This is a genomic window from Thermus kawarayensis JCM 12314, from assembly GCF_055393575.1.
Genome location: NZ_AP043756.1, coordinates 612,669 through 637,093 on the forward strand (window position 1 = coordinate 612,669; position 24,425 = coordinate 637,093).

Sequence of the window (24,425 nt, forward strand, 5' to 3'; positions counted from 1 at the left end):
TCTGCCTAGGGGGCTTCCCGTAAGCTTGGGGCCAGGAGGCGGGTATGGACATCGGCCTACCCAAGGAACGGATGGCGCTGAGAAACCTCCCTCTCTTCGGGGAGGAGGTGCGGGAGGGGCGGGTGGCCCTCACCCCCCAGGGGGTGCGGGAGCTCGCCGCCCTGGGCCACCGGGTCTACGTGGAGCGGGGGGCCGGGGAGCGGGCGGGTTTTCCCGACGAGGCCTATGAGGCGGCGGGGGCCAGGCTGGTGAGCCGGGAGGAGGCCTTCGGCCGCCCCGAGGTGGTGCTCAAGGTGGGGAGGCCCACCCTGGAGGAGGTCGCCCTCCTCCGCCCCGGGGCCACCCTCATGGGCTTCCTGCACCTGGCCACGGCGGAGTCCGGCCTCATAGAGGCCATGGCGGAAAAGGGCCTTACCGCCATCGGCTACGAGCTCGTGGGGGAAGGGGAGAGGCGACCGGTCCTCAAGGCCATGAGCGAGATCGCCGGAAGGCTTGCCCCCCAGATCGCCGGGCGGCTCTTGGAGGCTCCCCTGGGCCCCGGGGTCCTCCTCTCGGGGCTGCCCGGCATCCCCCCGGCGGACGTGGTGGTCCTGGGGTCGGGGGTCCTGGGCCGGGCGGCGGGGAGGGCCTTTTGGGGGGCCGGGGCCTCGGTCTACCTTCTGGACAAGGCCCTTCCCGCCCTGGAGGAGGCGGCCAAGGAGGTGCCGGGGGCCGTCACCGCCCTCGTCACCCAAAGCCGCCTGGAGCGTTACGTGGCCTTCGCCGACGTCCTGGTGGGGGCGGTGGCCGTGCCGGGGGAGCGCGCCCCAATCCTCCTCACCCGGGAGCTCCTCTCCCGCATGCGCCCGGGCAGCGTCCTCCTGGACTTCGCCATCGACCAGGGGGGCGTGGCCGAGACCAGCCGGGTGGGCCTGTACCAGGAGATGGGCGTCACCCACTTCTGCCTGCCCAACGTCCCCGCCCTGGTGCCCCGCACGGCGAGCCACGCCCTCACCGCCACCCTCCTGCCCTTTCTGCTGCAGATGGGGGACGACCCTCTAAAGGTCCCCGCCCTTCGCCAGGGGGCCTACCTCCTCCTGGGCCAGAAAGGAGGCCACCTAGAATGAGCTACCGCAAGAAGCTTACCTCCCCCGAGGACGCCGTGACCCTGATCCGGTCTGGGATGCGGGTCTTCGTCTCCGGCAACGCCGCCACCCCCATCCCTCTCCTAAGGGCCCTGGCCGCCCGCAAGGACGAGCTTAGGGACGTGGAGCTCGTCCATCTCCTGCAACTGGGGGAAGACCCCTTCGCCTCCCCGGAGATGGAGGGGCACTTTAGAAGGCGCTCCCTCTTCGTGGGCCCCGCCGATAGGGAGGCGGTGAACCAGGGGCGGGCGGACTACGTGCCCATCATGCTCCACCAGGTGCCCTGGCTCTTCAAGCGCCGGGTCCTTCCCCTGGACGCCGCCATCGTCCAGGTTTCCCCGCCCGACGAGCACGGCTTCTGCTCCTTGGGGGTGGAGGTCATCGCCACCAAGGCCGCCCTCGAGGCCGCCCCCCTGGTCATCGCCATGGTGAACCCCAGGATGCCCCGCACCCTGGGGGACACCTTCGTCCACGTCTCCCGCTTCACCGCCATCGTGGAGCTGGACTGGCCCCTGCCCGAGTTCAAGCGGGAGGGCTTTGGCGAGGTGGAGCGGAAAATCGGGGAGCACGTGGCGGGCCTCATAGAGGACGGGGCCACCCTGCAGATGGGCATCGGGGCCATCCCCGACGCCGTCTTGGCGAGCCTGGAGGGTCGCAAAGACCTGGGCGTCCACACGGAGATGATCTCCGATGGCGTCCTCGAGGCCTTCCTCAAGGGCCTCATCACCGGGGCCAGGAAGACCCTCCACCCCGGCAAGGTCATCGGCACCTTTGTCCTGGGCTCGGAACGGCTTTACCGCTTCGTCCACGACAACCCCCTCTTTGAGCTCCACCCCGCCGACTACGTGAACGACCCCTTCGTCATCGCCCAGAACCGGAAGATGGTGGCCATCAACTCCGCCATTGAGGTGGACCTCACCGGCCAGGTGGTGGCCGATTCCATCGGCACCCGCATCTACTCCGGGTTTGGCGGCCAGCTGGATTTCATCCGGGGGGCGGCGAGAAGCGAGGGGGGAAGGCCCATCATCGCCCTTCCCTCCACGGCCAAGGGGCATAGCCGCATCGTTCCCTACCTCAAGCCGGGGGCAGGGGTGGTCACCACCCGGGCCGACGTGCACTACGTGGTCACCGAGTGGGGCGTGGCCGAACTCTTCGGCCGCTCCTTGAGGGAGAGGGCCCTGGCCCTCGTCCAGGTGGCCCACCCCGACTTCCGGGAGGAGCTTTTAAAGGCCGCCTGGGAGCGGAGGCTCCTGCCCAGGAGCTACCCCGGGGTGGACGTGGGGGGTTAACCGCCCAGGCCGAGGAGGGCCACCAGGGCAGCCTCAGCGGATCTGGACCCGGTAGCAGACCTCCCCTCCCTCTCCCGGGCTCACGGTGCCCACCACCACCCTCACCAGGCCGCCCGCTATCTCCCCCGCATCGTCCCCGCTTCCTGCTGTGAGGTGAAGGGTGGTGGTCCCATGGGTCCAGCGTATGGCCTTCCCTCCGTAGTCCGCCACGGAGGCCAGGGGGTCGGTGAAGAAGGGAACGGGGTCGCTGAGGAGGAACTGGGTCACGGGGGCGGTGCCCAGGTTGCTGTAGGCCACGCAGTACTCCAGGACTTCCCCGGGCCTTCCCTCTCCCAGGGTGCCGAAACCCGTTCCCTGGGTGACGTTCCGCACCCTCTTGGTCAGGCGGACGTGGCCTCCCGTGGCCGTGGTGGTGTCGGTGAGCTCCCGCACCTCCGCCACCCCGGGGTTGCCCTCCCAGACCAGCCTCCCTTGGAGGAGGGCCACGTCCACCGTTCCCGCCGGTACCCCCGCAGGCACCAGGACCCGCACCTCCAGGGCACAAGCCTTGAGGCTTCCGTCCGCCTCCCGGGGCCAGGAGGCGTCTACCGGGAGCGTCTGGGGCAGGGGGGCGAAGCCTTCCCCGGGGTCGTTGAAGTCCCCATCGCAGTTGCGGTCCAGCCTCACCTGGTAGCCCCAGGAGGGGGTGTTGCCCAAGGAGAGGGTGAGGCCACCCTGGGTGCCCGGACGGAAAAGGTGGGCGTAGTCCACGGTTCCCGGGCTTGCCGCCTGGCCCGACTGGGCGGGGTAGAGGCGGCTTTCCCGCACCACGCCGAAGTTGCGCTCCACCTGGGTTCCGGCGATGGCCCCCGCATCCAGGGTGGGGAAGGCGGGGTTCTGCGCCCCGGCCCAGCTGGTAACCGGGTGCGCGGTGCTCCCATCGTTCCAGCCCGTGGCCGGGCGCAAGGGGTGGGAGAGGGTGAAGGGGCCGAAGTTCCAGGGAATGTAGAGAACGTAGCGGCCCTGGCCGTCGGTGGTGGCCGAGCGGGTGCCGCTTCCCTGGGCGGCGACCACCACCCCGGGGACGCCCCTCTCCCCGCCCGTCTTCAGGGCGTCGTTCGCCGCGCCGCCTCCCTCCCCATCGTCGTAGAAGACCGTGCCCCCGAGCCTCGCCCCGTGGAAGAGGCCAAAGTCCAGGCCGGAGAGGTCCCGGGACACGCTCACGCTGAGGCTACCCGAGGGAGGGCTGACGAAGAGCCAGCCCGAAGGGGGGGTGGGAGCGGTGTCGGAGGGGTTGTTGTTGTCGTCCAGGAAGAGGGTGTAGCCTCCCGAGGCCACCCCTGCGAAGCTGAACGTGCCGCTTCCCGGGTCCACCTGGGCCTGGGCCACCACGCTCCCCCCCTGGAGGAGCTTCACCCAGACCGTGGTCCCGTCGCTCCAGCTCTCCCCAGAGGACTTCAGGCCGTTGGGCTCGAGGTCGTGGTAGACCTGGCCCGTAAGGGTGAAGCCCACCACCGTGACCGAGGCGCTTGAGGTGGCCTCCTGGCTGAAGCCGGTTCCCAGGGTCTGGGCGTTGTAGCTCACCTTGGCGGTGTTGACGACGGTGCTGTTTGCGGCTTCAGGGAGGACCTGCACCCGGAAGCGCATCTCCGCTCCTTCTCCGGGAAGGATGAGGCCGCCCTGGCTGGCGTTTGCCCCGGCGCCGAGCCGGAAGCGCACGCAAGGCTTTCCCCCCGCCTCGGGACAGCTTGGGCTGTACTCGGCGATGTCGTCGCCCGCTGTGTCCGTGAAGGTGCCGGTGGGCGCCACCGCCGCGTTTTGCACCACCCGGAGGCTTCCCGGGACGTACTGGGTCCCCGCCGGGATGGGGTCCATCACCACCACGTTCGTGGCCGCGTCCAGCCCGGTGTTGCTGAAGCTCACGGCGTACTCCAGGAGGTCCCCCACCAGGAGGTCCCCGCCGTTGAGGTCGGAGACGGTCTTGGTGAAGGTGGTGGCGAGGTCGGGGACGTAAATGTTCACCAAAAAAGCGAGGACTTGCGGATAATATCCATCCCCGTTTGTGGAAAAAGTAACGGTGGCCGAGCTGGATCCCGGTGAGAGAACGCCATCGGCAGTCACCAGACCCAGGTCCCACCCTAAAAGGTTGGGATAGCCAGGTTGGCGCTGGGAAAACGCGATAACGTTGCGACTTTCATCCAAGGCCGTGGCGCTGGAATTGAAGAAGTTGTTGCTAGGACGCAGGCTCCCCCCGGATAGAGGAACACCGTTAAGCTTCAGGCTGTCTCCAGAAGTGCCCAGATCCCCCTCCTGCACCACAAAACCTAAGGAAGCCTCCACGGTGCCCGAAGCAGGAGTGAGAAAGCCGGAAACGGTGATCGTCGTGGGCGCTCCGCTAGCCGATTGGTTCAGAAAGCCGTCGTAAATGCTGACGTGCCGAAGAGGGAGGGAATCTAACCGATAGACAACCACCAGGGACCATCCCGCATAAGTTCCGCCGTTTACAGTGCCTCTAGAAGCTTGAACGTTGGCCACCCAGTACCAGCCCGCCCCCCAGGCGCGAACAAGCCCCGTGACCTCCGCGAAAGCCGCGTAGGGATTCTGCTGGTGGCTTATGCCCGTGTCTACCTGTTGAGCCGTCACCGCCTGGTAGGGTGCGCCTTCCCTGCGGAAGAGCACCTGGCCGATGGCGCCCGGGGTCGGCGGGGAAACGGACCCCCCGCGGGAACCTCCCCAGTAGAGTCCAGCCCAAAGGACCTCCGCACCTGAAGGCAGATCCAAGTAGGCTGCCGAAGCATTGAACGTTGAGGGGTCGGTGTCGAAATCAACAAAAGCCATGGTGTAGCTGTTGTTGTTTCCGGAGGTGGTACAAGAGGAGGGCGATGGGGGCACCGTGGGGGTGATGGTGGTGAGCGCGTTTGATGAGCACGCCTCCAGCGAGTTCCCCACGATGCGTAGGTCCAAGCGACCGTTCACCGCGTATCTAGAGGAGAACGGCCGCACGGTTTGGGCCTCCGCCCAAGTGGAAAGGGCTAGTGCCGCAACGGCCAACGCCAGTACCGCCCTCATCACCGCTCACCTCCGAAGACGTCCAGCCTCAGGTACACCCCCTCTGGGGCGAAGAGGCTTTCCCCGAACTGGTAGCCTAGGGAGAGCCAGAGGGGGCTCAGGCGCAGGGTGGCCTCCACGGAGAAGACCAGGGCGTCGGCCCGGGTGGCGGGCTGGAAGGTGTAGCTGGCTCCGCCTCCAAGGCCCAGAAGCTCCGTGGGGAAGAGGGTGGCGTAAAGCCCGAGGGCGTAGGTGGCCCCTTCGGGATCGGGGAAGGGGTAGCGGTAGCCCAGGGCGGGGCGCAGGGACCAGTAGGGGGAGGGTGCGTAGGCCGCGGAGAGCTGCCCTTCCAGGAGGCCCGTTTGCGTGGCGTAGCGGTGGTAGGTGAGGAGGGCCAGGTCTTGGGCCCTAAGGGCGTAGGCCAGGCTGAAGCGGCCCCTCACCTCGGGGAGGAGGGAGAGGCTGAGGTCCAGACCCAGGGTGTTCTCCTCGTCCAGGCTCCCCGCCACCCCGCCCCGGAGGGCCAGCTTGGGGCCCAGGGCGCCCTCCACCCCGAAGGTGGCCACCAGCCCCTCCCGGGCGTAGCGGAGCCCGGCGCTTCCCCCCACCTCCCCGTGTCCTCCCGAGAAGGCGTAAAGGGCGTAGAGGCCGAAGTTGGCCGAAAGGCTCTCCGTTATGGGGAGGGGAGCTTCCAGGCCGAAGCGGGCCCGGTTGCCCTCACCGCCCGCCGTGGGGAGCTGGTAGGAGAGGGCCAGGTTGGCGCCGCCCAGGCGCTGGCGGAGCCCCAGGGTGCCCTGGAGCCCCTCGCCCCAGAGGTAGGCCAGGCTTCCTTCCGCCTCCAGGGCCTCCCCCAGGGGCCACAGCAGGTCCAGCCTGGATTCCTGCTCCCCGGAGAGCAGGAGGGCGTGGGAGAGGCCGAAGCGGGCCCGCCCCTCCTGGTAGGCCGCCCGGCCCAGGAGGTAGAGGCTTCCCTCCCGCCAGGCCCACCCGGCCCCGAGGCCGAAGCGGAAGCCCCCTGTGAGCTTGTGCTCGTAGGTTAGGCCCGTGCGGGCGGGGGTGGTGTGCTCCAGGGCCACCTCTCCGGGGCCCAGGTCGTAGGCCGCCCGCAAGGCGCCCTGCACCTCGCCGCCCAGCTCGTAGGCCAGGTTGCCTCGGGCCTCGAGGGGGCCCTCCTGCAGGGCGGCGGAGAAGCCGAAGCGCCACCGATCTCGGAAGGTGGCCTCCACCTGGGCCTGGTTTCCCCCCTCGCCGTAGGCCAGGGAGGCCCCCAGGGCGAGGTTTCGCCACTCCGAGTGCAGGTACCCGCCCAGGCTGAACCTCCAGGGCCCGGCCTGGTAGACTCCCTGCGCCCCCAGGGCCAGGTCCTCCCGGGGGGCGGAGAGGGGGGCGTACTCCGCCACGAGGCGCACCGGGGCGAACTCGGGGGTGAAGGGGGCGAGGGGCCTCGCCAGGACGATCTCCCCGGTGGTGAAGTCGTAGGTGTAGTCCACCCCGGGCTGGAGGGTCCTCACCCTCCCCCCCTCCACCAGGGTGAGGCGCAGGGAGCCCGGGGCCGGGGCTTGGGAGAGGCGATAGAAGGCGGTGCCGTCCGGGAGGATCTCCTCTCGCATCAGCCCCTTGGGCAGGAGGGCCAAAAACGCCTCCACCCTGGCATCCCCCCGGGTGGAGAGGCGCAGGGCGGTGGCATCCCCCAGGCCCGGGGCCAGGGGGCCCCGCTCGTAGGAGAGGGTGTAGTCCGGGGTGGTGTAGCGCAGGGCCACGGGGTCGTCGGAGGCCAGGGGGCGCCTGGCCTCCTCCCCCGCCCCCGTGAGGGGGAAGAGGCCGGGGTCCGGGTCCTTGGCCAGGCCTCCCGTGGTGTCCAGGGCTCCCTGGAGGAAGCCGCCCTCCAGGGGGGCTTCCAGGTAGCCCCGGGCGAGGCCGAAGACCCTGGGCCTTCCCTCCCCGGGGCTGTAGGCCACGCCCACGCTCCCCTGGGCGAGCCAGAGGGGTTCTTCGGAGCCTCCCACGAAGAGGCGGAAGGTTTCCTCCAGCTGGTTGAAGCGCGCCCTTAGGCGCACCTCCCGGGGCGTGAGCAGGCGGTTTAGCATCACCGTGGCCACCCCGTCCTTGAGGAGGACCTGGTAGCCGGGCTCCAGGAGGTTGGCGTCCGGGGCCACGGGCTCCGGGTCGGCCTCGAGGGTGGCGAAGCCGAAGCCCGCGGGCAGGCCCAGGTCGTCCACCGCCTTCAGGTGGAACTCCAGCGGGGTGCGCCCGTCGGCCTTGAGGCGCACGGGCTCCAGCACCAGCCTCTTGGGGTTCCCGGGCCGGAAGACCTCCACCTTGTCGTAGAAGGTGGGGCCCTCCACCTCAACGGTGTTCCTCCCGGGGGCCAGGGGCACGCCGTAGTAGGCCAGGCGCTGGACCTTGCGCCCCTCGTCGTACTGGGCCTCTCCCAGGAGCTTTGCCTCCACCTCAAAGCCGTTCACCCGCACGGCTATGGGCCCCAGGGGGGCCTCCACCTTTAGGGAGATGGCCTCCTGGTTCAGGATGGCCCCGTCCGGCGGCTCCTGGATGAGGCCCTTGCGCTTGCCCACAAAGGGCTTGGCCCCTTGGTAGTCCCGGAGGCGGAGGTTGCCCTTAAGGGGCATCTCCCGGTCCAGGCGCACCAGGGTGAGGCTGGGCTCGGGAAGGGGAGGCAGGGCCTGGGCGTGGAGGAGGGTGAGGGTCAGCGTGCCCTCGCGGGCGAAGGGAAGGAGCCAAACCAGGGTGCCGTCGGGGAGAACCCGGGGTTCCTCCAGAGGCCTGCCCAGAAGCCGGGCCGAGCCCGGGCTGTACTGGGCCCCTTCCGGGGGGCGGAAGCCCAGGAGGAGGGCTTCCCCCTGCCCCTCCACCCGGAAGGGGAGGCGCACCACCGAGACCCGTTCGGGGACGAGGAGGGGCAGGACGGCCACCTTGGCCTTCACGGGGAAGGCGGCCGGGGTCTCTCCCACGAAGGCCGAGAGCTGGTTATCCACCTCCCCCAAGGCCTCGGCCCGGAAGGGGAGGGTGTAGACCCGTTCCTCCCCGGCCTCGAGGCCCACCCGTTCCCCCCAGGGCTCCATGGCCAGACCCCGGCCGGGGACGTCCCGGAGCTCCACCTCCACCCGGTGGTCGGCGGGGTTCCGCACCCGCAGGTGGAAAACCCCCTCCCCTCCCTCCAGCACCCGGGGAGGGTCGGCCTCCTTGACCAGCTGCAGGAGGCGGCGCTCCAGGGAGACATGGGCCCTCAGGGTCTCCGTGGGGGACCGGAGGGTGGCCACGCAGGTGCCCTCGGCCTCGGGTCCCAGGAGCACCCTGGCCCGGTAGGTGTGGAGGGCCTCCTCCCCGGGTTTCAGGTAGCCCTCAAAGCGGGCCGGGGTGAGGGGGGCGAGCCAGTCGGGGCAGGCGTCCTCCAGGAGGTAGCGCAGGGGCGCCTGGCCCCGGTTTTCCACCCGGAGGCGGTGGACCACCTCCTCCCCGGGCAGGTAGACCCGGTGGGGAAGGCTCCGCTCCAGGTGGGCCTCGGGCCTCAGGACCCGCACCTGGGCCTCGGCCTTCTCTCCGGTGGAAAGCTCGGCCCGGTTGATCAAAACCCCCTGGGCCTCCAGGGGCACGGGGAAGGCCAGCTCGTAGCTTCGGCCCTCCTTGGCCCCCAGGAAGACCTCCCGCCTCTCCTCCTTCCCCAGAAAGCGGTCCAGGAGGAGGGTCCTTCCTTCCTCGTCCCCCTCGTTGACCACCGTGATGCGGAAGCGGGCCTCCCCTCCCGCCTCCACCTCGGGGGTGAGGGCCTCTTTGGTGAGGCGGAAGGTGGCGGGGCGGACCACCACCACCTTTCCCCGGGCCTCCAGCCCCCAGGGGGCGAGGAGCCCCCGCAAGGGGTAGGTACCTTCCTTGAGGGCCTGGAAGCGCAGGCGGAGCTCCTGGGGGAAGGGCCCTAGGGCCTTAGGGGAGGAGAGGGCCTCGAGGCCCTCCGGCACCTCCAGGGAAAGCTCCGCGGGGAGGAGCCCCTTGTAGGGCGTGGTGGCCCGCAGGAGCACCTCGCCCTCCTCCCCCACCCGCAGGTAGACCTCCTTGGGGGTGAGCTCCAGGGCCACCTGGGGGTAGAGGCGCACCACGGCCTCCACCGTCTTCCCGGGTTGGACCTCCACCTGGGCCGGGGCCTCCACCCTGGCGCCCTCCGCCTGGGCCGCCAGAGGGTAAAGCCCGGGGGGCAGGGAGAAGAGGCGCTCCCCCTCCACCCGGGCCTCCAGCTGGCCCAGGCGCACCTGGGCGGCCCCGGGAACCTCTTTCCCGGGCAGCACCAGGAGCGTGCGCACCCGCACCTGGCCTTCCTGGGGGGCCTGGGGCTTGGGAAGGCGCACCACGAAGGTGGCCTCGCCCCCGGGGCAGCCGATCTCCGCCCGGTCGCCCTGGGGGATCACCGCTCCCTTGACCTCCACCCGCACCACCTCGGCCCCCTGGGGGAGGAGGGGCCGGAAGACCCGTTCCTTTTCCTCCATGGGCAGGGAGAGGGGCTTGCCCGCCTCGTCCACCACCCGGGCCCTGGCCTCCCCCGGGGGGGTGGCCCGCAGGACCCCGTTTTCTAGGAGGGTGCAGGCCTTTACCCGGAAGGCCAGGGTGTTGGAGTACTGCTGGGCCCTTGGGGGCTGGGTGAAGCCGAAGACGGCGAGGCCTGGCCGCTTGGTGTGGGCGATCCACTCCCGATCCCCGGAAACGGGGCGCTCCTCCACGGTGCCGTCTTCGTAGCGCACCCGGGCCCGAAGCTCTCCGGGGCCGTCTTCGTCGTAGAACTCTATCTCCAGGGGGGCTTCCGAGAAGACCGTCAGGGGCTCCGCCCACACCCGGCCGCGCTCGTCGGGGAGGAGGCGCAGGTTGCTCGTCCAGGAGGAAACGTCCAGGACGAGCTGGGGTTTCGGGTCCAGGAAGACCCGGAAGGAGGGGGCCGTGGCCCTGAGGACGAAGGCGTTCTTGCCGAGGCCGTAAAAGGCGCTCTCCACCAGGTATACGCCGGGCTCCAGCTCCCCTTCAAAGAGGGTTACCCAGCGGTGGGGCTCCTCCCCGAAGGCCATCTCCTTCAGGACCTTTCCCTCCCTCGCCAGGCGGAAGACCGCCTTGAGCTCTCCCCTTCCGCCATCGTAGCGCTCGTCGCCCAGCTCCTCCTTGCCCCTGAGGGCGCTTCGGTAGTCCGCAGGGTCAAACCCCGGGGAGTAGAGCTCGAGCCGCGCCTCGCCCTTTTGCGGCAGAACTAGCCAGAGGGCGAGGGAGTGGGTTTCCCATCCCAGGGCGTCTCCTACCACCGTGGCCTTGAACTCCCGCACCACGGGCTGGGCCCAGGCGGGGAGCGCCAAGAGGAGAAGGGCGGCCGCCAAGCTTCTCATGGGTACCTCCAGCGCACCTGTGGGTCGGACATGAAGGGGGCCTCGAGGACGTACTCGTAAAGCAGGGTCTCCTCCCCCCCGAAGCGGGCGAAGGTGAAGACCTTCTCCGTGCCGTCGGGAAGGGGGTCGCGCACGGTGAGCTCCTCTAGGGGTTCCTGGGAGCGCAGGAGGAGGACCACCCGGAACCCCTTCTCCAGGGGGATGAGGCGCTTTTCCAGGGTGAGGGGGCCGAAGCGCAGGGTGGTTTCCCGGTAGGCCTGGACGAAACCCCTAGGGGCCTTCAAGGGGAAGTCGGAGACCGTAAGCCCCTGCACCCGCACCCCGTGGCGGTAGCCCTCCCCCAGGGCCTCGGGGTGGGGGAGGGGCGGAAAGGGGGCGGAGGAGGGGTCCAGCATCACCTGCCAGACCCCGGGCTCCAGGTCCCGGAAGGCGTAGCGGCCCTCCCGGTCCGTGAGGGCCTGCCAGCCGTTGGCCAGGAGGACCCGGGCCCCGGGGAGGGGGATGTCGGTCCCCGGCTCGTAGCGCCCGTTCTCGTTCACGTCCAGGTAGACCCGGCCCACCAAGACCCCCCGCTCCAGGCCTAAGGACCCGGGCCGGACCCGCACCAGGGCCCTGGCCTGCACCCGGGCAGTGGCCCCTCCCTGGGCGCTCGTCCCCTGGGCCACGGCCTGGTTCACCAGGGTGGCGGAGGCCCCGGGGAGGAGGCGCATCCGGTACTCCAGGCAGAAACTCTCCTTGGGGCCCAGGGCCAGGGTCCAGGCCAGGGTGCCCCCCTCCTTCCGGGGCTCCAGGGGGGTGAGGGCGCCCCCGCACCTCCCTCCCCGGGCGCTCCCTTCCACGTAGGCCAGGCGAGGGTCGGGGGTGTCCCGTAGCCACACCTCCAGGGGCACGGAGGCGGGGTTGGTGACCTTCAGGGTGTAGGTGAGGGTGTCCCCCGGGGAAGCCTCCTCCGGGGTCACCCGTTTCTCCAGGGCCAGGTTCACGGAGAGGAGGGGGTGGCGCACCTCGTTGGAGATCAGGGGGTTGGGGGTGGCTTCGGAGGTGAGGGTGAAGCGATTTTGAAGAAGGGTGTCGTCCGGCGCGTCCGCCCTGACCCTCACCCGGACCGTCAGGCGGGTTTCCCCCGGGGGCAGGGGGTCCAGGAGGAAGGTCACGGTGTGCCTCTCGGGGTCGTACCTTCCCCCAGGGGCCTCCAGGAACTCCACCCACGGGGGAAGGCGGTCCTCCACCCGGGCCCCGGGGAGGGGGGCGAAGCGGTTTTCCACCACCAGGGTGTAGGTGAGGAGGTCCCCCGCCCTCAGGGTGGTTCCCGGGGCGGGGTCCGCCTCCTTCCTCAGGGTGAGGGCGTCTGCGGGGAGGACCTCGAGGCGGTCTAGGGTACGGTTTTCCCTACCGCTTTCCAAGGAGGTGGCCACCAGGGCGACCTCCAGGGTGCCGGGGGCCTGGGGGTCCAGGCAGGCCAGAAAGTCCAGGCTCTCCCCCGGGCCCAGGGGAAGGGGGTTGGGGAGGGGCGTTCCCGCCAGGGTGAGGAAGCGCACGGGGGCCCCCACCGCCTCGAGGCGGTAGCGGTCCCCGGCGTTCCCCTCGTTGAGAAGGGTGTGGCGGAAGCAGAAGGTCTGGCCCGCCAAGGTCCGGCCCTCCTGGAGGTCGTCCCCGCTTCCCTCCCCTCCCGGCAGGGCCTTGGGGTTCCCCCCGGGGCCCAGGTGGTGCAGGTAGAGGGGGGAAACGCTGACCCAGGCCACGCCCTCCGCCGGGCCTCCGGCCCCTTCCGCCCGGGCCCGGTTTTCCCGGGGGCCCGGCGGGGTGCCGGGGAGGGCCCTCACCCGGAAGGAGAGGGAGGCTTCCTCCCCCGGGGCGAGCCGGTCCAGGCGCAGCCGGATGCCCAGCACCACGGGGGGTTCTGCGCCCAGCCAGTCCTGGCCGTCAAAGTACTCCACCCGCCCCTTGGGGGCCCGGGCGCTTCCCGGAACGTACCGGAGGCCCTCGAGGCCCCCCAGGGGATCGGTGAGGAGGATGGGGCCTTCCGCCTCCCCACCCCCCAGGTTGCGCAGGACCAGGGTGAAGGTGGCCTCCTCCCCGGGGAGGAGGGTAGGGGGGCTCACCCCCTTGCTCAGGGAGAGGCTAGGCCTCGGGACGGGAGAGGCCTCCACCCGGGCGTAGTTCTCCGCGTCCCGCTCCCCGCCCGGGCAGGTGGCCACCGGGGTCAGGAGGAGGCTTCCCTCGGCGGAGGCGGGCACCTTGACGGCCACCACCAGGGCCACCCCCTCTCCCATACCCAAGGAGACCTGGGACACCTCCGGTTCCCCGGGGTCGGGGAGGGCGTTGGCGTTCAGGTCCAGGAAGAGGCGCACCTCCTCCGGGTTCCAAGAGGAGGAGGTGTGCACGGCGTGGCTCAGGGCGAAGGTGAAGGGGGCGTTCCCCCCGTTCCGGAGGCGGTAGGGGAGGTAGGCGTACCCCCCGGGGGTGGTGGCGGCGTGGAGCCCCGGGGCCTCGGGGCTCCCGTCGGGGGAGAGGGAGGGGCGGCAGACCTCCCGCACCAGGGTCTCCGCCACGTTGGACAGGTAGCGCTCCCCCGAGGCCTCCGCCGAGGCCTGGTTGCGGATGACCGTGCCCGCGGGGGTGAGGGCCAGGGCCAGGGAGAGGAGGAAGGGCAGGAGGGACAGGAATCTCCCCCAGGAGCCGTGGCGGTGTTGCTTGCCTCCTCTCATCCCCTCCATCCTCACCTCCGGGTGTGAAAACCCTGTAGAAGGTCCTCTCCAAACGCCGGCTCTCGTGTTTTGTGTTCCCCCTTTGGGGGGCCCGCCCCGGGGAAGCCCCCGGGGCGGGGATCAGGGGCCTACTGCACCTGCACCCTCAGGGTGAGGGTGATCTTGGCGGCGGGGGGCATGGTGTCGGCGTTGGTGATGTTGCCGTCCCCGTTGGTGTCCACGCCCACGTAGACCGCCCCGCCCGCGGGCACGGCGCTGGGCGGCGTGGCGCTCCAGGTGGCGCCGTCCGTGGAGTAGAGGACCGTGGCGGTGGCGCCGAAGCCCGTGGCCGTGGCGGACACGCTCAGGAAGTCGGTGTAGGCGGGAATGGGGTCGGACACCACCACCTTCGTGAGGTTCCCGGTGCCGATGTTCTCGGCCACGATGGTGTACTGAATGGTGTCCCCGGGGTAGGCCTGGCTGCCGTCCGAGGAGCGCACCGTGGAGCTGGAGCCCACGTAGGTCACGGCGCTCTTGGTGAGGGAGAGCTCCCCGCCCACCACCGTGGTGGTCTCGGTGGCGGTGTCCGTGGCCTCGTAGCTGTTGTCCGGGGAGCCCGTGGTGACGTCGCAGTTGGCGGTGACGGTGTTCACGTCCACCACGCCCACCGCCTGCCCCGCGGGCACCAGCACCCGGACGTAGATGGTGGTGGTGCCGCCGTTGGGCGCCACGTACACGTCCGCCAGGGCCCCGTACCAGTTGGTCCCATCGGTGGAGTACTGGTAGGTCCAGCCGTGGCTCCCGCCGCTCCCCGAGATGTCGCAGTAGGCGGGGGCGTTGGAGTTGTTCACCAGGGTGTGGGTGTAGGTGATGGTGCCCGGGCTCGTCACGGTGCCGGAGCGGTCGGGGTCCAGGACCACCTGGGCCACCGTGTTTACCCAGATCTCGGTGTAGACGTAGTCTATGGGCTCGGAGGAGGACTGGGTGCTCTGGGCCACGAAGTTGAAGCCAAAGCCCCCGGGAGTGGCGTTGGGCTTCAGGATGACGTGGGCCAGGTACGTGAAGGTCCCGCCCGCGCCGAGCACCCCGGTGTTGGTGATGGGGGCGCCGTCGGGCAGGCCGTCGTTGTTGGCGTCGGCGTAGAAGAGGACGCTCTGCACCTTGCTGGCGAAGAGGGTTGGGTCCATGGGCTGGACGGAGAGGGTGTAGTTGTCCGCCTGGCCGTTCATGTTGAGGTTGTCCACCCGCAGGCGGTAGACCACTGTGGACCCGGGGTTGGCGTTGGAGGACGGGATGACGGGCCTGCTGGTGGCGGTGTCGTCCGAGGTATTGGTGGCGCTACCCGGGGCAGGGGCCTTGCTGAGGTTATAGGGGGCATCCCTCCCATCCAACCCGCCGTAGATGTCCAGGCGGAAGCCGTCCTGCACCTGGCTCACCGTGTCCTGGGTGGTGTCCTGCCTGGAGGGGTCGCCCACGCTGGTGGCGGTGAGGGTGAGGGTGATGGGGGAGGAGGAGGTGTAGCTCGCGGGGATGGAGCACCTCAGGGCGAAGTCCAGGGTCCCTCCCGCCGGGACGGGGCCCACGGGGCCGGAGAGGGGCGTGGTCAGGTCGTCCGCCAGGAGCTGGCAGGTCCAGCCTGCGGGAGCGCCGGTGAAGCCCAGGGTGAAGCTATCCGCCGTGTTGCCGGTGTTCTTCAGGGTGTGCCGGAAGATCACCGCGGTGCCGGAGTATGCGGTGGCGATGGTCTGGGTGTCCCCGCTTCGGGTTACCGTGTAACCGCCCGCCGTGTAGCTGCCGCTGGCACCCGCCTGCGGGAACCCGTAGGGGCCCACGGCCACGTCGTGGCTCGCCCCCACGGTGTTGGTGGTGGTGTTGGTGGTGAGGGTCTCCCCGGGGTCCGAAGCGTCCCCGTCCCCGTTGGCGTCAAACTGGACGGTGGCGGAGTTGGCGTAGCTGGTTCCGGCGGCGGCCCCGGAGGGCACCTGGGCGGTGAAGCTGAAGGTGTACTGGGCCCCCACGGGGAAGAAGGCGCCCGCGCCCTCTATAAGCATGCCCAGCTTCTTGGTGCCGTCCCCGGTGATGCTGGCAGGCAGGGTCGCCGTCCAGGAGGTGCCGTCGTGGTAGATGAAGGTCGCGGTCCCGGCCCCCGCGTACCCCGTGGGGTTGGTGCCCGAGGTGGTCACGGTGAGGCCCGTGGGGATCACGTCCTGGACCAGGATGCCGATTTTGGGCGTGCCGTCTACCGTCACCGGGATGCCGTAGGCCGCGCTCCCCCCCACGTTCTGGCCGCTGATGGTGTAGGTGATGGAGCTCCCCGGTGCCACGCTCCCCGTGGGGCTCACCCCCTTGCTGGCGGTGAGGGCAGCCTGGGCTGTGACCACGGCCCGGGCCCAGTTGTCGGTGTCGGTGACGGTGGGGCTACCTGCGGAGGCGCCCGTCAGGTTCAGGTTCCCGTACTGGCCGCTCGTGGCCCCAGAGGGAACCGTGGCCACCACCAGGACACAGGCCTGCTGGCCCATGCCCAGGGTCACGCTGGTGATGGGGGTGTTCTCCCCGGCGTCCAGGGTGCCGTTGCAGTTGCTGTCCAGGTAGATGGCGGGGCTCAAGAGGTCAAAATTGTCTGCCGTTCCTTGCTGGGTGGAGAGGTTTATGGTGTCCGTGCCGTTGCCGTTGTTCTGCACCAGGTAGTTGAAGACCACCTGGCCCCCGGGGAGGGCGGTTTTGGTCCGGCCCGGGGTCGCTTCCGCGCCGTTTGGGGTGATGCTGAAGGCGTAGACCTGCTGGACGATGGTGGTGACCAGGTTGGACGTGGTGGTGCGGGGCTGGCCTGCGGAGTCTATGTAGCTCGCCGAGGCCTGGTTCTGGATGGCCGTGCCCGCGGGGGTCATGGCGTAGGCCAGCCCCAGAAACATAGCCATAAGAAGGCCGACAAAACCCGCTCTTTTCATCCACTTACCTCCTTTTCTACCTCACTATGGTCCTGAGGCTTACCGTCACCTTGCTCCCCTTGGGAAGAAGGGGGATGACCCAGCGCGCGTGGGTGTACTCTTCGGGTTTCACCTCCACTTCCTTTTCCACCTCCTTTCCGTTTTCCACCACCCTCACCCGCTTCTTGAGGGGAGGCTTGCCGAAGGTCTTCCCCCCGTCAAAGCTGAACTCGGGGAGGAGGGTGGCGGTGCCCACCTGGAGGGGTCTGGCGCTCCCTTCCAGATAGTGGGTCTCCTTGGGGATGGGGATGACCAGGACTACCTGGCGGAGGTCCCCTTGCGAGCGGTTTTCCGCCACCAGGCGCCACTCCAACACGTCCCCTGGCTTCACCGCCAGGGGGTTCTCCTCGTAGGCCTCTTTTCCTTCCGTCGCCTTGACCAAGTAGGGCCTGAGGTCCAGGGTCAGGGCCTGGGCCAAGGCCACCGCCAGGGCCAGGAAGGCTGTGGGTAGGAGTTTTCGCATGCCCACCTCCTTTTGTTAGGATGATGGCCCGCCTGTGAAAACCGTGTGAAAGTCCCCCACCCCTTTGGGCCCCTATCTTGACAAGCCCCGCCCCACCCCCCTAAATAGGGGGCGATGCCCACGAAAGGCAAGCGCCCAAAATCCGGTGAACGTAGTCCCTCCAGGCCTGGCCGAGGAACCGCCTCCCAGGGAGCCCTTACCCTGGTGGTGGTGGAGTCCCCGGCCAAGGCCAAAAGCATCCAGAAGATGTTGGGGCCCGGCTACGAGGTGCGGGCGAGCCGGGGCCACGTGGCCGATCTGCCGGAGCGGGAGCTGGGGGTGGACGTGGCGCGGGACTTCGCCCCCACCTACGAGGTGAAAAAGGACAAGAAGCCCGTGGTGGAGGAGCTCAAGAAGGCCGCCCAAGGCAAGCGCCTCCTCATCGCCACCGACCCCGACCGGGAAGGGGAGGCCATCGGCTGGCACCTGGCGAGGCTCTTGAACCGCGACTCTAAGGAGCCCATCCGGGTGGAGTTTCACGAGATCACCCCAAGGGTGGTGCGGGAAGCGGTGGAAAGGCCCAGGCCCATTGACCAGAACCTGGTGGACGCCCAGCAGGCGAGGCGGGTCCTGGACCGCCTGGTGGGGTACAACCTCTCCCCCCTCCTCTCCCTGGAGTTCCGCAAGCGGGCCCTTTCGGCGGGAAGGGTGCAGAGCGTGGCCCTGAGGCTCGTGGTGGAGCGGGAGGAGGAGATAGAGGCCTTCCGGCAGGAGGAGTACTGGACCCTGGCCGGGGAGTTCTTCGTGGAGGGGAAGACCCTCACCGCCCTCCTCCTGGAAACGGACGGGAAGCGCCTCTGGGCGGGCCAAGGGGAGAAGGAGGGGCGGCTTCACCTGAGGAGCGAGGCCGAGGCCAAGGCCTTGGCGGAGGCCGTGGGCAGGCCCGCCTACCGGGTGGCCCGGGTGGAGGTGCAAAAGCGCCGCAAATCCCCCCCGCCCCCCTTCACCACCTCCACCCTGCAGCAGGCCGCCAGCAGCCGCCTGGGCTACACCGCAAGCCGCACCATGCGCATCGCCCAGCGCCTCTACGAGGGGGTGGACCTCCCCGAGGGCACCGTGGGCCTCATCACCTACATGCGCACGGACTCGGTGCGGGTGGCCCCGGAGGCCCTGGCCCTGGCCCGTGAGGTCATCGGGGAGGCCTTTGGGAGGGAGTTCCTGCCGGAGGCCCCCAGGGTCTACAGGAACCGAAAGGAAGGGGTCCAGGACGCCCACGAGGCCATCCGCCCCACGGACCCGAGGCGCACCCCGGAAAGCGTGCGCAAGTACCTTTCCGAGGAGGAGTACCGCCTCTACGAGCTCGTCTGGCGGCGCTTCCTGGCCAGTCAGATGAAGGACGCCCTCTACGAGCAAACCACCCTCCTCCTCCAGGACGAGGAAGGCCGCTACGTCTTCCGGGCCTCGGGCTCGGTCCTCAAGTTTGAGGGCTACCTCAGGGCCTGGGGCCGGGGCCCGTACGAGGAGGAGGAAGAAGCCCCCCCGGTGCCCGCCCTGCCCGAAGGGGCTTTGGCGGAGCTCCTTCGGGCCGTCCCCGAGCAGCACTTCACCGAGCCCCCGCCCCGCTACACGGACGCCAGCCTGGTGAAGACCATGGAGGAGCTGGGGATCGGCCGCCCCTCCACCTACGCCCCCACCCTCGAGACCCTGGAGAAGCGGGGCTACGTGGAAAGAAGGGGGCGCACCCTCCTCCCCACCCCCCTGGGCCGCCGGGTAACCCACTACCTCAAGGAGCGCTTCCCCCAGGTGGTGGCCTACGAGTTCACCGCCCGGATGGAGGACCGCCTGGACGAGGTGGAGGAGGGCAAGGCCCCCTGGCCCAAGGTGGTCTGGGAGTTCTACGAGCCCTTCCTGGGGGAGCTCGCCCAGGTGCCCAAGAAGACCTGCCCTAAGTGCGGCAGGCCGCTGGAACTCAAGGTAAGCCGCTACGGCCAGTTCTTGGGATGCACGGGCTACCCCGAGTGCACCTACACCGAACCCCTGGAGAGAAAGGAGGCCGAGCCCATCGGGGAGGCCTGCCCCAAGTGCGGAAGGCCCCTTCTCCGGAAGGAGGGGCGGTACGGGAGCTTCATCGCCTGCTCGGGCTACCCGGAGTGCGACTACACCCGGGACGACGGCCGCCCCACGGGCCACACCTGCCCCAAGTGCGGTGCCCGGGTCCTGGAAAAGCGGAGCAGGCGGGGCAAGCCCTACTACAAGTGCGAGAACAACGCCTGCGACTTCCTCTCCTTCTACCCCCTCCTGGACAGGACCTGCCCGGCTTGCGGCTGGCCCCTGGTGAAGAAGGGGGAGGGGGCCTGCCTAAACCCCGGCTGCCCGGAGCACGACCCCAGGCTCCTCCCTGCCCCCAAGGTCGCTCCGCCCCCGGGCCAAGGCCGAGGAGCCAGGAGGTCCTCCAAGGTCAGCGAAGCTACCTTGAAGGCCGCCCCGCCCAAGGACTGGGAGGAGCTCGAGCCCTTCCTCCAGGAGCTTCCCCCCGAGGAGCGCCGGGCGGCGGAGGCCCTGGCCCAGGGCAAGACCCTGGGCCAAGAGGAGGCGAGGCTCGCCCGGCGGGCCCTCTTTAAGCTCCGCATGAAAAAGGGCCGGGCCCGGAAGGAGGTGGCCCCGGCCTGATGCAGAGCTACAAGCTTCACCTCCTTCGCCTGGCCCGGGAGGGCCGGGTGGAGGTGCCGGGCCTTCCCCTAAAGGCCTACGCCCTAAGGGAAGGGGAGGAGCGTTCCCAAAGGGCCTTCTACCTCCTTCTGGAGGGGGAGCTGGTCATTGACCTGCCGGAGGGACGGTACCTGCACCTTCGGCGGGGGGAGGGGGCTTGGGTGGGGGAGCCCCACCGCCTCCTTCCCGTGGAGCGGGCGGTGCTTCTGGAGCTTCCGGCCTAGGCCCCACCAGGTACACCGCCCCCCAGGGGCGGTAGAGGCTTAGGACCCGGTCCTCCCGCACCCGCCCGTCCCGGTGGCGCACCGCCCGCCGCACCTCCACCCTGGCCCCCTCGGCGGCGAAGTCCACCTGCTTGCGCCTCCCCGGGGGGAGGGTGGGGTCCGGGATCTCCCGGGGCGGCAAAGGGGGCTTGCGGTCGCTCACGAAAGGGCCCTCCCAGCGCACCTCCCGGTCCTTGGTGCCGAAGAGGTGGAAGCGGAGCCTGGTGCCCACCACGGAGCGCTGGACCAGGATGTGCCCCGGGGTGTCGTTCAGGACCTTGAGGTCCTTGTAGGGCTGGATCACGGCGGCGTCCAGCCCCGTGGGCTTGTAGTAGGCCACCTGGTAGCTGTGGGCGTGGCGCTCCAGGATGGGAAGCCCGGCGAAGAAGAAGGCCCGGAAGAGGGTGGTGGAGACCTGGCACACCCCGCCCCCCACCCCCTGCTCGGTGCGGTCCCCCACGATGACGAAAGCCTCCCTGTACCCCTCCTCCTCGCTCACGGGCCCCAGGGCCCGGTTAAAGGAGAAGGTCCCCGGAGGGATGAGGAGGCCGTCCAGCCTGCTGGAGGCCAGGAGGAGGTTGTGGAGCCGCTCCCGGCTGGAGCCCCGGAAGTCCGTCTCCCCCGTGGCCAGATGCTCCCGCACCCCGAGGGCGTGAAGCTCCCTCAGGCTCGGGCTTGGGGGCGTGTAGCGCACGGGGAGGCGGAAGCTCTTTCGGCCCCCGGCCAGGGCCTCCCGGTAGGCGGCCAGGGCTCCCTTCTCGTCAAAGGAGAGGCCCTTCTTCTCCACCCCCCGCCACCTCCCTTCCTGGAGGACGAAGCGGGGCGGGCGGGGAGGGCGGGAAAGGGCCTTTAGGAGCGCCTTGAGCTCCCCCTCCGAGGCCACGGGGTAGCGCCTCACCCCGGTGTAGGTGCGGAGTTCCCCGTCCTCAATGGCTTCTTCTTGGATCACCAAGAGGGCTTCCACCCCTTGGCCCAAGGCCAGCCCCCAAAGAAAGGCCAGGACCAGAGACCTCATAAGGGTAGAGGTTAAGTGCCCGCACGTTGGTTTCGCAACAAGGGATGCCCAAGCCGGGGCTGGGGGGAGATTTTTTTGGGGCCCCTACCGCGGCGAAAGCCGCGGTGGGGTACTTAGCATGGCCCATCCCCGGTGAGCCCCACCGCCCGGTAGAGTGCCTCTTCCTCGGCCTCCCTGAGGGCCCGGGCCTGGCCCAGGGGAAGATCTCCAAGCTCCAGGGGGCCCAGGGCCAGGCGCTTGAGGTAGAGCACCCGGTTTCCCCGGGCCTGGAACATGCGCTTCACCTGGTGGAAACGCCCCTCCTTGAGGACCACCTCGGCCCAGGTGGGGTCTTCCCAGGGACGTAGCTCGGCGGGGAGGGTCTTCTTACCGTCTAGGAGCATCCCTTTCTGGAAGGCCTCTTGGTCCTTGGGCCCCACGGGCCTTTCCAGGCGCACCAGATAGCGCTTTTCCACCTTGTGCCGGGGGTGGGTGAGGCGGTGGAGAAGCTCCCCGTCCGTGGTGAAGAGGAGGAGGCCCTCGGCGTCCCTGTCCAGTCGGCCCACCGGGGAGAGGTCCCGGGTGGGGAAGCCCCGGAGGAGGGCGTAGACCGAGGGGCCCTCGGCCCTGCTGGTCACGAAGCCTTGGGGCTTGTGCAGGAGGACGTGGAGGTGGCGGCGCACGGCGAGGGGCCTGCCGTCCACCTCCAGAGAGGCGCCCTCCGGCACGTGGAAGCCGGGGTCCTTCACCACCCTGGCGAGGACCCGCACCCTCCCTGCCCGCACCAGCCGGGCCACCTCCTTGCGGCTTCCCAGGCCCAGGCGGGCGAGGAGCCTATCCAGCCTTTCCCCTTTCATAGCTCCACGGCCCCTTCCAGCCACCAGAGGGCGCCTTTGGCCTTCAGCCGGGAGAACTCCTCGGGGGTGAGCCCCCGGGCCTCCACCCGTCCCGCGTTCAGCCCTTGCAGGAGGGCCAAGCGCTCCAGGGGGTCCTTGGGCAGGTTGGGGGAGACCACGAGGAGGTCTATGTCGCTTTCCACGTTGAAGTTCCCCCGGGCCACGGAACCGAAGAGGAAGACCCGGGCTTCTCCCAAGGCCTCCCGCACCCGCCTGGCGTATTCCCGGGCCTCGGCGAGGAGGGCCTCCCAGGCCTCCAGCCTCGCCTTAAGTCCCCTCGAGGCCACGCCACACCTCCTCCACCCAGGCGAGGGACAACCTGGCTGCCTCCAGAGCTTCCTGGGCTCGCTCTTCTGTGTGGTATTCGTGGGGGCTTCCTTCCGGGTAGGCGTCGGGATAACGGGCGGGGATGTAGTGTAGGTCCAGCCCCTTGGCCGCCTTCTCCACTTCCTCAGGCACCTCCACCCCGGCTTCCCGGAGGGCCTGGATAAGGCGTAAGAGGGCGTGGCCGAAGGCGGGCCTTCCCAGACCGCGGAGGAGGCCTTTAAGGGCGTACTCCGCCGCCTGGTGGGCCTTGGAGCTCGCCCAGTCGTAGTCCCCCTCTTCCAGGTCCCGTTCCCCGGAGGCGAGGGTGTGGCGCGCCTGGGCGAACCACCTGGCAAACTCCTCCCGGTCCAAGGGCGCCATCCTCCTTATCCTAAGGGGCATGAGGCTTTACCAGCTGGACAGCTACGCCACCCGCTTCCAGGCCCGGGTGGAGAGGGCCTGGAGCGACCCAAGGGGGCATTACGCCGTGCTCTCCCAGACCCTCTTCTACCCCGAGTCCGGGGGGCAGCCCGCCGACACCGGGGTCCTGCGGGGGGTCTTCGGCGAGGTCCGGGTCCTCCACGCCTACGAGGAGGAGAAGGCCTTCGGGGACGTGGTCCACGTGCTTTCCGCCCCCGTCCCCGAGGGGGCGGAGGTGGAGGGGGAGATCGACTGGGAAAGGCGCTTCCGCCACATGCAGCGCCACACCGCCCAGCACCTCCTCTCCCAGGCCCTCCTGCGGGCGGGGGGGTACCACACCGTGGCCGTGAGCCTGGACTCCCCGGTGTGCACCGTGGACCTGGAGGAGGAGGCGGAAGAGGCGGGGATCCAGAGGGCCGAGGCCCTGGCCAACTTCGCCGTCTACGCCGACTACCCCGTGGAGGCCTTCTCGGTTTCCCAGGAGGAGCTGGCCCTTTACCCCCTAAGGCGCCCCCCCAAGGTCCGGGGCAAGGTGCGCCTGGTGCGGATCGGGGACTTTGACCTGGCGGCCTGTGGGGGGACCCACCTCAAGACCAGCGCCCAGGCGGGGCCCATCAAGGTCCTCAAGTGGGAACGGTACAAGGGGGGAACCCGGGTCTACTTCACGGCCGGGTGGGAGGCCCTGGAGGACTACCACGCCAAGCACGCCCTCCTCGCCCGCCTGGCCCTCTCCTTCTCCACGAACCCCCTGGACCTGGAAAAGCCTCTAAGAAATCTCCAGGAAGAGGTCTACGCCCTCAAGGGGGAGAACCAGGCCCTCAAGGAGGCCCTGGTGGAAGCCCTCCTCCCCAAGGCCTTGGAGGAGAAAGCCCTCCTCGCGCCCGCCCCGGTCCTCGGGGACCTGGCCAAGGCCCTTCTTTCCCAAAGCGGGAAGACCTTCCTCCTGGTCTCCCCGGAAGGGCGCTTCGTCCTCCTTGGACCGAGGCGCCAGGAGGTCCTGGAGAGGCTCAAGGCCCTGGGGGCCAAGGGGGGCGGGAAGGAGGTGGTCCAGGGGGCCCTGCCCAAGGAGCGGGTGGCGGAGGCCCTGGGGCTTTTAAGCTAGGGGCATGGGGCTCTTTGAGGGGAAGGGGGTCCTGGTCACGGGGGGGGCGAGGGGCATCGGCCGGGCCATCGCCCGGGCCTTCGCCCGGGAGGGGGCCATGGTGGCCCTCTCCGACCTGAGGCCCGAAGGGAGAGAGGTGGCCGGGGAGATCGGGGGGTTTTTCGTCCAGGCGGACCTTGCCGAGGAGAGGGACCGGGTGCGCTTCCTGGAGGAGGCGGCCCACGCCCTGGGGCGGGTGGACGTCCTGGTGAACAACGCCGCCATCGCCGTCCCCGGCTCGGCCCTCACGGTGCGGCTTCCCGAGTGGCGGAAGGCCTTGGAGGTGAACCTCACCGCCCCCATGCACCTCTCCGCCCTGGCCGCCCGGGAGATGCAAAAGGTGGGGGGTGGGGCCATCGTGAACGTGGCCAGCGTCCAAGGGCTTTTTGCCGAGCAGGAAAACGCCGCCTACAACGCTTCCAAGGGGGGGCTTGTTAACCTCACCCGCTCCTTGGCCCTGGACCTCGCTCCCTTGGGCATCCGGGTGAACGCCGTGGCCCCGGGGGCCATCGCCACGGAGGCGGTCTTGGAAGCCATTATGCTTTCCGAGGACCCCGAGAAGACCCGCCGGGACTGGGAGGACCTGCACGCCCTAAGGAGGCTCGGGCTCCCCGAGGAGGTGGCCGAGGCCGTGCTCTTCCTGGCCTCGGAGAGGGCCAGCTTCATCACCGGGGCCATCCTCCCCGTGGACGGGGGGATGACGGCGAGCTTCATGATGGCGGGCCGCCCGGTGTAGTCCCAGGGCCCCGGGGGATTTCTGGGGCA

15 protein-coding genes are annotated in these 24,425 nt (G+C 69.7%); 6 read left to right on the forward strand and 9 right to left on the reverse strand.

Annotation, left to right across the window (positions count from 1 at the left end):
- Positions 1-44 precede the first annotated feature (44 nt).
- A complete protein-coding gene (locus tag ACZ5RK_RS03760; RefSeq protein ID WP_464909720.1) occupies positions 45-1,106 on the forward strand; it encodes an alanine dehydrogenase in 1,062 nt (353 codons plus the stop codon).
- The gene (locus ACZ5RK_RS03765; RefSeq protein ID WP_464909721.1) at positions 1,103-2,413 is read left to right on the forward strand and encodes an acetyl-CoA hydrolase/transferase family protein; all 1,311 of its coding nucleotides are present in this window, start codon (positions 1,103-1,105) and stop codon (positions 2,411-2,413) included. Before ACZ5RK_RS03760 ends, ACZ5RK_RS03765 begins: the two co-directional genes overlap by 4 nt.
- A 33-nt stretch (positions 2,414-2,446) precedes the next feature.
- Here the strand turns inward: ACZ5RK_RS03765 and ACZ5RK_RS03770 are convergent, their stop codons facing one another.
- The 5 genes from ACZ5RK_RS03770 to ACZ5RK_RS03790 form a co-directional block, all read right to left on the reverse strand.
- Positions 2,447-4,414 carry a DUF11 domain-containing protein gene (locus ACZ5RK_RS03770; RefSeq protein ID WP_464909722.1) on the reverse strand — a complete coding sequence of 656 codons (1,968 nt, stop codon included), beginning with the start codon at positions 4,412-4,414 and terminating at the stop codon, positions 2,447-2,449.
- 1,046 nt (positions 4,415-5,460) lie between these two features.
- On the reverse strand, positions 5,461-10,815 hold the full coding sequence (locus ACZ5RK_RS03775) for a hypothetical protein (RefSeq protein ID WP_464909723.1): 5,355 nt from the start codon (positions 10,813-10,815) through the stop codon (positions 5,461-5,463).
- The gene (locus ACZ5RK_RS03780; protein ID WP_464909724.1) at positions 10,812-13,523 is read right to left on the reverse strand and encodes a hypothetical protein; all 2,712 of its coding nucleotides are present in this window, start codon (positions 13,521-13,523) and stop codon (positions 10,812-10,814) included. Before ACZ5RK_RS03780 ends, ACZ5RK_RS03775 begins: the two co-directional genes overlap by 4 nt.
- Before the next feature lie 128 nt (positions 13,524-13,651).
- Positions 13,652-16,450 (reverse strand): hypothetical protein, encoded by a 2,799-nt coding sequence (locus tag ACZ5RK_RS03785; RefSeq protein ID WP_464909725.1) that lies wholly within the window; start codon positions 16,448-16,450, stop codon positions 13,652-13,654.
- Between the two features lie 16 nt (positions 16,451-16,466).
- Positions 16,467-16,952, reverse strand: coding sequence for a hypothetical protein (locus tag ACZ5RK_RS03790; protein ID WP_464909726.1), 486 nt, complete (start codon positions 16,950-16,952; stop codon positions 16,467-16,469).
- A 114-nt stretch (positions 16,953-17,066) separates the two neighbouring features.
- On the opposite strand from ACZ5RK_RS03790, the gene topA reads away from it, so the two are divergent.
- Both topA and ACZ5RK_RS03800 read left to right on the forward strand, forming a co-directional pair.
- Positions 17,067-19,601, forward strand: a complete 2,535-nt coding sequence (gene topA / locus ACZ5RK_RS03795; protein ID WP_464909727.1) for a type I DNA topoisomerase — start codon at positions 17,067-17,069, stop codon at positions 19,599-19,601.
- On the forward strand, positions 19,601-19,864 hold the full coding sequence (locus ACZ5RK_RS03800) for a cupin domain-containing protein (RefSeq protein WP_464909728.1): 264 nt from the start codon (positions 19,601-19,603) through the stop codon (positions 19,862-19,864). The genes topA and ACZ5RK_RS03800 overlap by 1 nt, the downstream gene beginning before the upstream one ends.
- Here ACZ5RK_RS03800 and ACZ5RK_RS03805 read toward each other — a convergent pair.
- The 4 genes from ACZ5RK_RS03805 to ACZ5RK_RS03820 all read right to left on the reverse strand — a co-directional run bounded on the left by ACZ5RK_RS03805 (position 19,746) and on the right by ACZ5RK_RS03820 (position 22,480).
- On the reverse strand, positions 19,746-20,918 hold the full coding sequence (locus ACZ5RK_RS03805) for a VanW family protein (protein WP_464909729.1): 1,173 nt from the start codon (positions 20,916-20,918) through the stop codon (positions 19,746-19,748). The genes ACZ5RK_RS03800 and ACZ5RK_RS03805 overlap by 119 nt on opposite strands.
- Positions 20,919-21,031: 113 nt before the next feature.
- Positions 21,032-21,754, reverse strand: a complete 723-nt coding sequence (locus ACZ5RK_RS03810) for a pseudouridine synthase (RefSeq protein ID WP_054647591.1) — start codon at positions 21,752-21,754, stop codon at positions 21,032-21,034.
- The gene (locus ACZ5RK_RS03815) at positions 21,751-22,080 is read right to left on the reverse strand and encodes a nucleotidyltransferase domain-containing protein (RefSeq protein ID WP_054647592.1); all 330 of its coding nucleotides are present in this window, start codon (positions 22,078-22,080) and stop codon (positions 21,751-21,753) included. The genes ACZ5RK_RS03810 and ACZ5RK_RS03815 overlap by 4 nt, the downstream gene beginning before the upstream one ends.
- On the reverse strand, positions 22,061-22,480 hold the full coding sequence (locus tag ACZ5RK_RS03820; RefSeq protein ID WP_464909730.1) for a HEPN domain-containing protein: 420 nt from the start codon (positions 22,478-22,480) through the stop codon (positions 22,061-22,063). Before ACZ5RK_RS03820 ends, ACZ5RK_RS03815 begins: the two co-directional genes overlap by 20 nt.
- A 19-nt stretch (positions 22,481-22,499) precedes the next feature.
- On the opposite strand from ACZ5RK_RS03820, the gene ACZ5RK_RS03825 reads away from it, so the two are divergent.
- Both ACZ5RK_RS03825 and ACZ5RK_RS03830 read left to right on the forward strand, forming a co-directional pair.
- Complete coding sequence (locus ACZ5RK_RS03825; protein ID WP_054647594.1) at positions 22,500-23,621, forward strand: alanine--tRNA ligase-related protein; 1,122 nt, start codon at positions 22,500-22,502, stop codon at positions 23,619-23,621.
- 4 nt (positions 23,622-23,625) lie between these two features.
- Entirely contained in the window at positions 23,626-24,396 is a 771-nt protein-coding gene (locus ACZ5RK_RS03830) for an SDR family NAD(P)-dependent oxidoreductase (RefSeq protein ID WP_464909731.1), read from the forward strand.
- Positions 24,397-24,425: the final 29 nt, after the last annotated feature.

Coding starts and splice junctions, on each gene's coding strand:
- ACZ5RK_RS03760 (WP_464909720.1), top strand. CDS start 45: ATGGACATCGGCCTACCCAAGGAACGGATGGCGCTGAGAAACCTCCCT.
- ACZ5RK_RS03800 (WP_464909728.1), top strand. CDS start 19,601: ATGCAGAGCTACAAGCTTCACCTCCTTCGCCTGGCCCGGGAGGGCCGG.
- ACZ5RK_RS03825 (WP_054647594.1), top strand. CDS start 22,500: ATGAGGCTTTACCAGCTGGACAGCTACGCCACCCGCTTCCAGGCCCGG.
- ACZ5RK_RS03805 (WP_464909729.1), bottom strand. CDS start 20,918: ATGAGGTCTCTGGTCCTGGCCTTTCTTTGGGGGCTGGCCTTGGGCCAA.
- ACZ5RK_RS03785 (WP_464909725.1), bottom strand. CDS start 16,450: ATGAAAAGAGCGGGTTTTGTCGGCCTTCTTATGGCTATGTTTCTGGGG.
- ACZ5RK_RS03790 (WP_464909726.1), bottom strand. CDS start 16,952: ATGCGAAAACTCCTACCCACAGCCTTCCTGGCCCTGGCGGTGGCCTTG.
- ACZ5RK_RS03780 (WP_464909724.1), bottom strand. CDS start 13,523: ATGAGAGGAGGCAAGCAACACCGCCACGGCTCCTGGGGGAGATTCCTG.
- ACZ5RK_RS03765 (WP_464909721.1), top strand. CDS start 1,103: ATGAGCTACCGCAAGAAGCTTACCTCCCCCGAGGACGCCGTGACCCTG.
- ACZ5RK_RS03775 (WP_464909723.1), bottom strand. CDS start 10,815: ATGAGAAGCTTGGCGGCCGCCCTTCTCCTCTTGGCGCTCCCCGCCTGG.
- topA (WP_464909727.1), top strand. CDS start 17,067: ATGCCCACGAAAGGCAAGCGCCCAAAATCCGGTGAACGTAGTCCCTCC.
- ACZ5RK_RS03820 (WP_464909730.1), bottom strand. CDS start 22,480: ATGGCGCCCTTGGACCGGGAGGAGTTTGCCAGGTGGTTCGCCCAGGCG.
- ACZ5RK_RS03830 (WP_464909731.1), top strand. CDS start 23,626: ATGGGGCTCTTTGAGGGGAAGGGGGTCCTGGTCACGGGGGGGGCGAGG.
- ACZ5RK_RS03810 (WP_054647591.1), bottom strand. CDS start 21,754: ATGAAAGGGGAAAGGCTGGATAGGCTCCTCGCCCGCCTGGGCCTGGGA.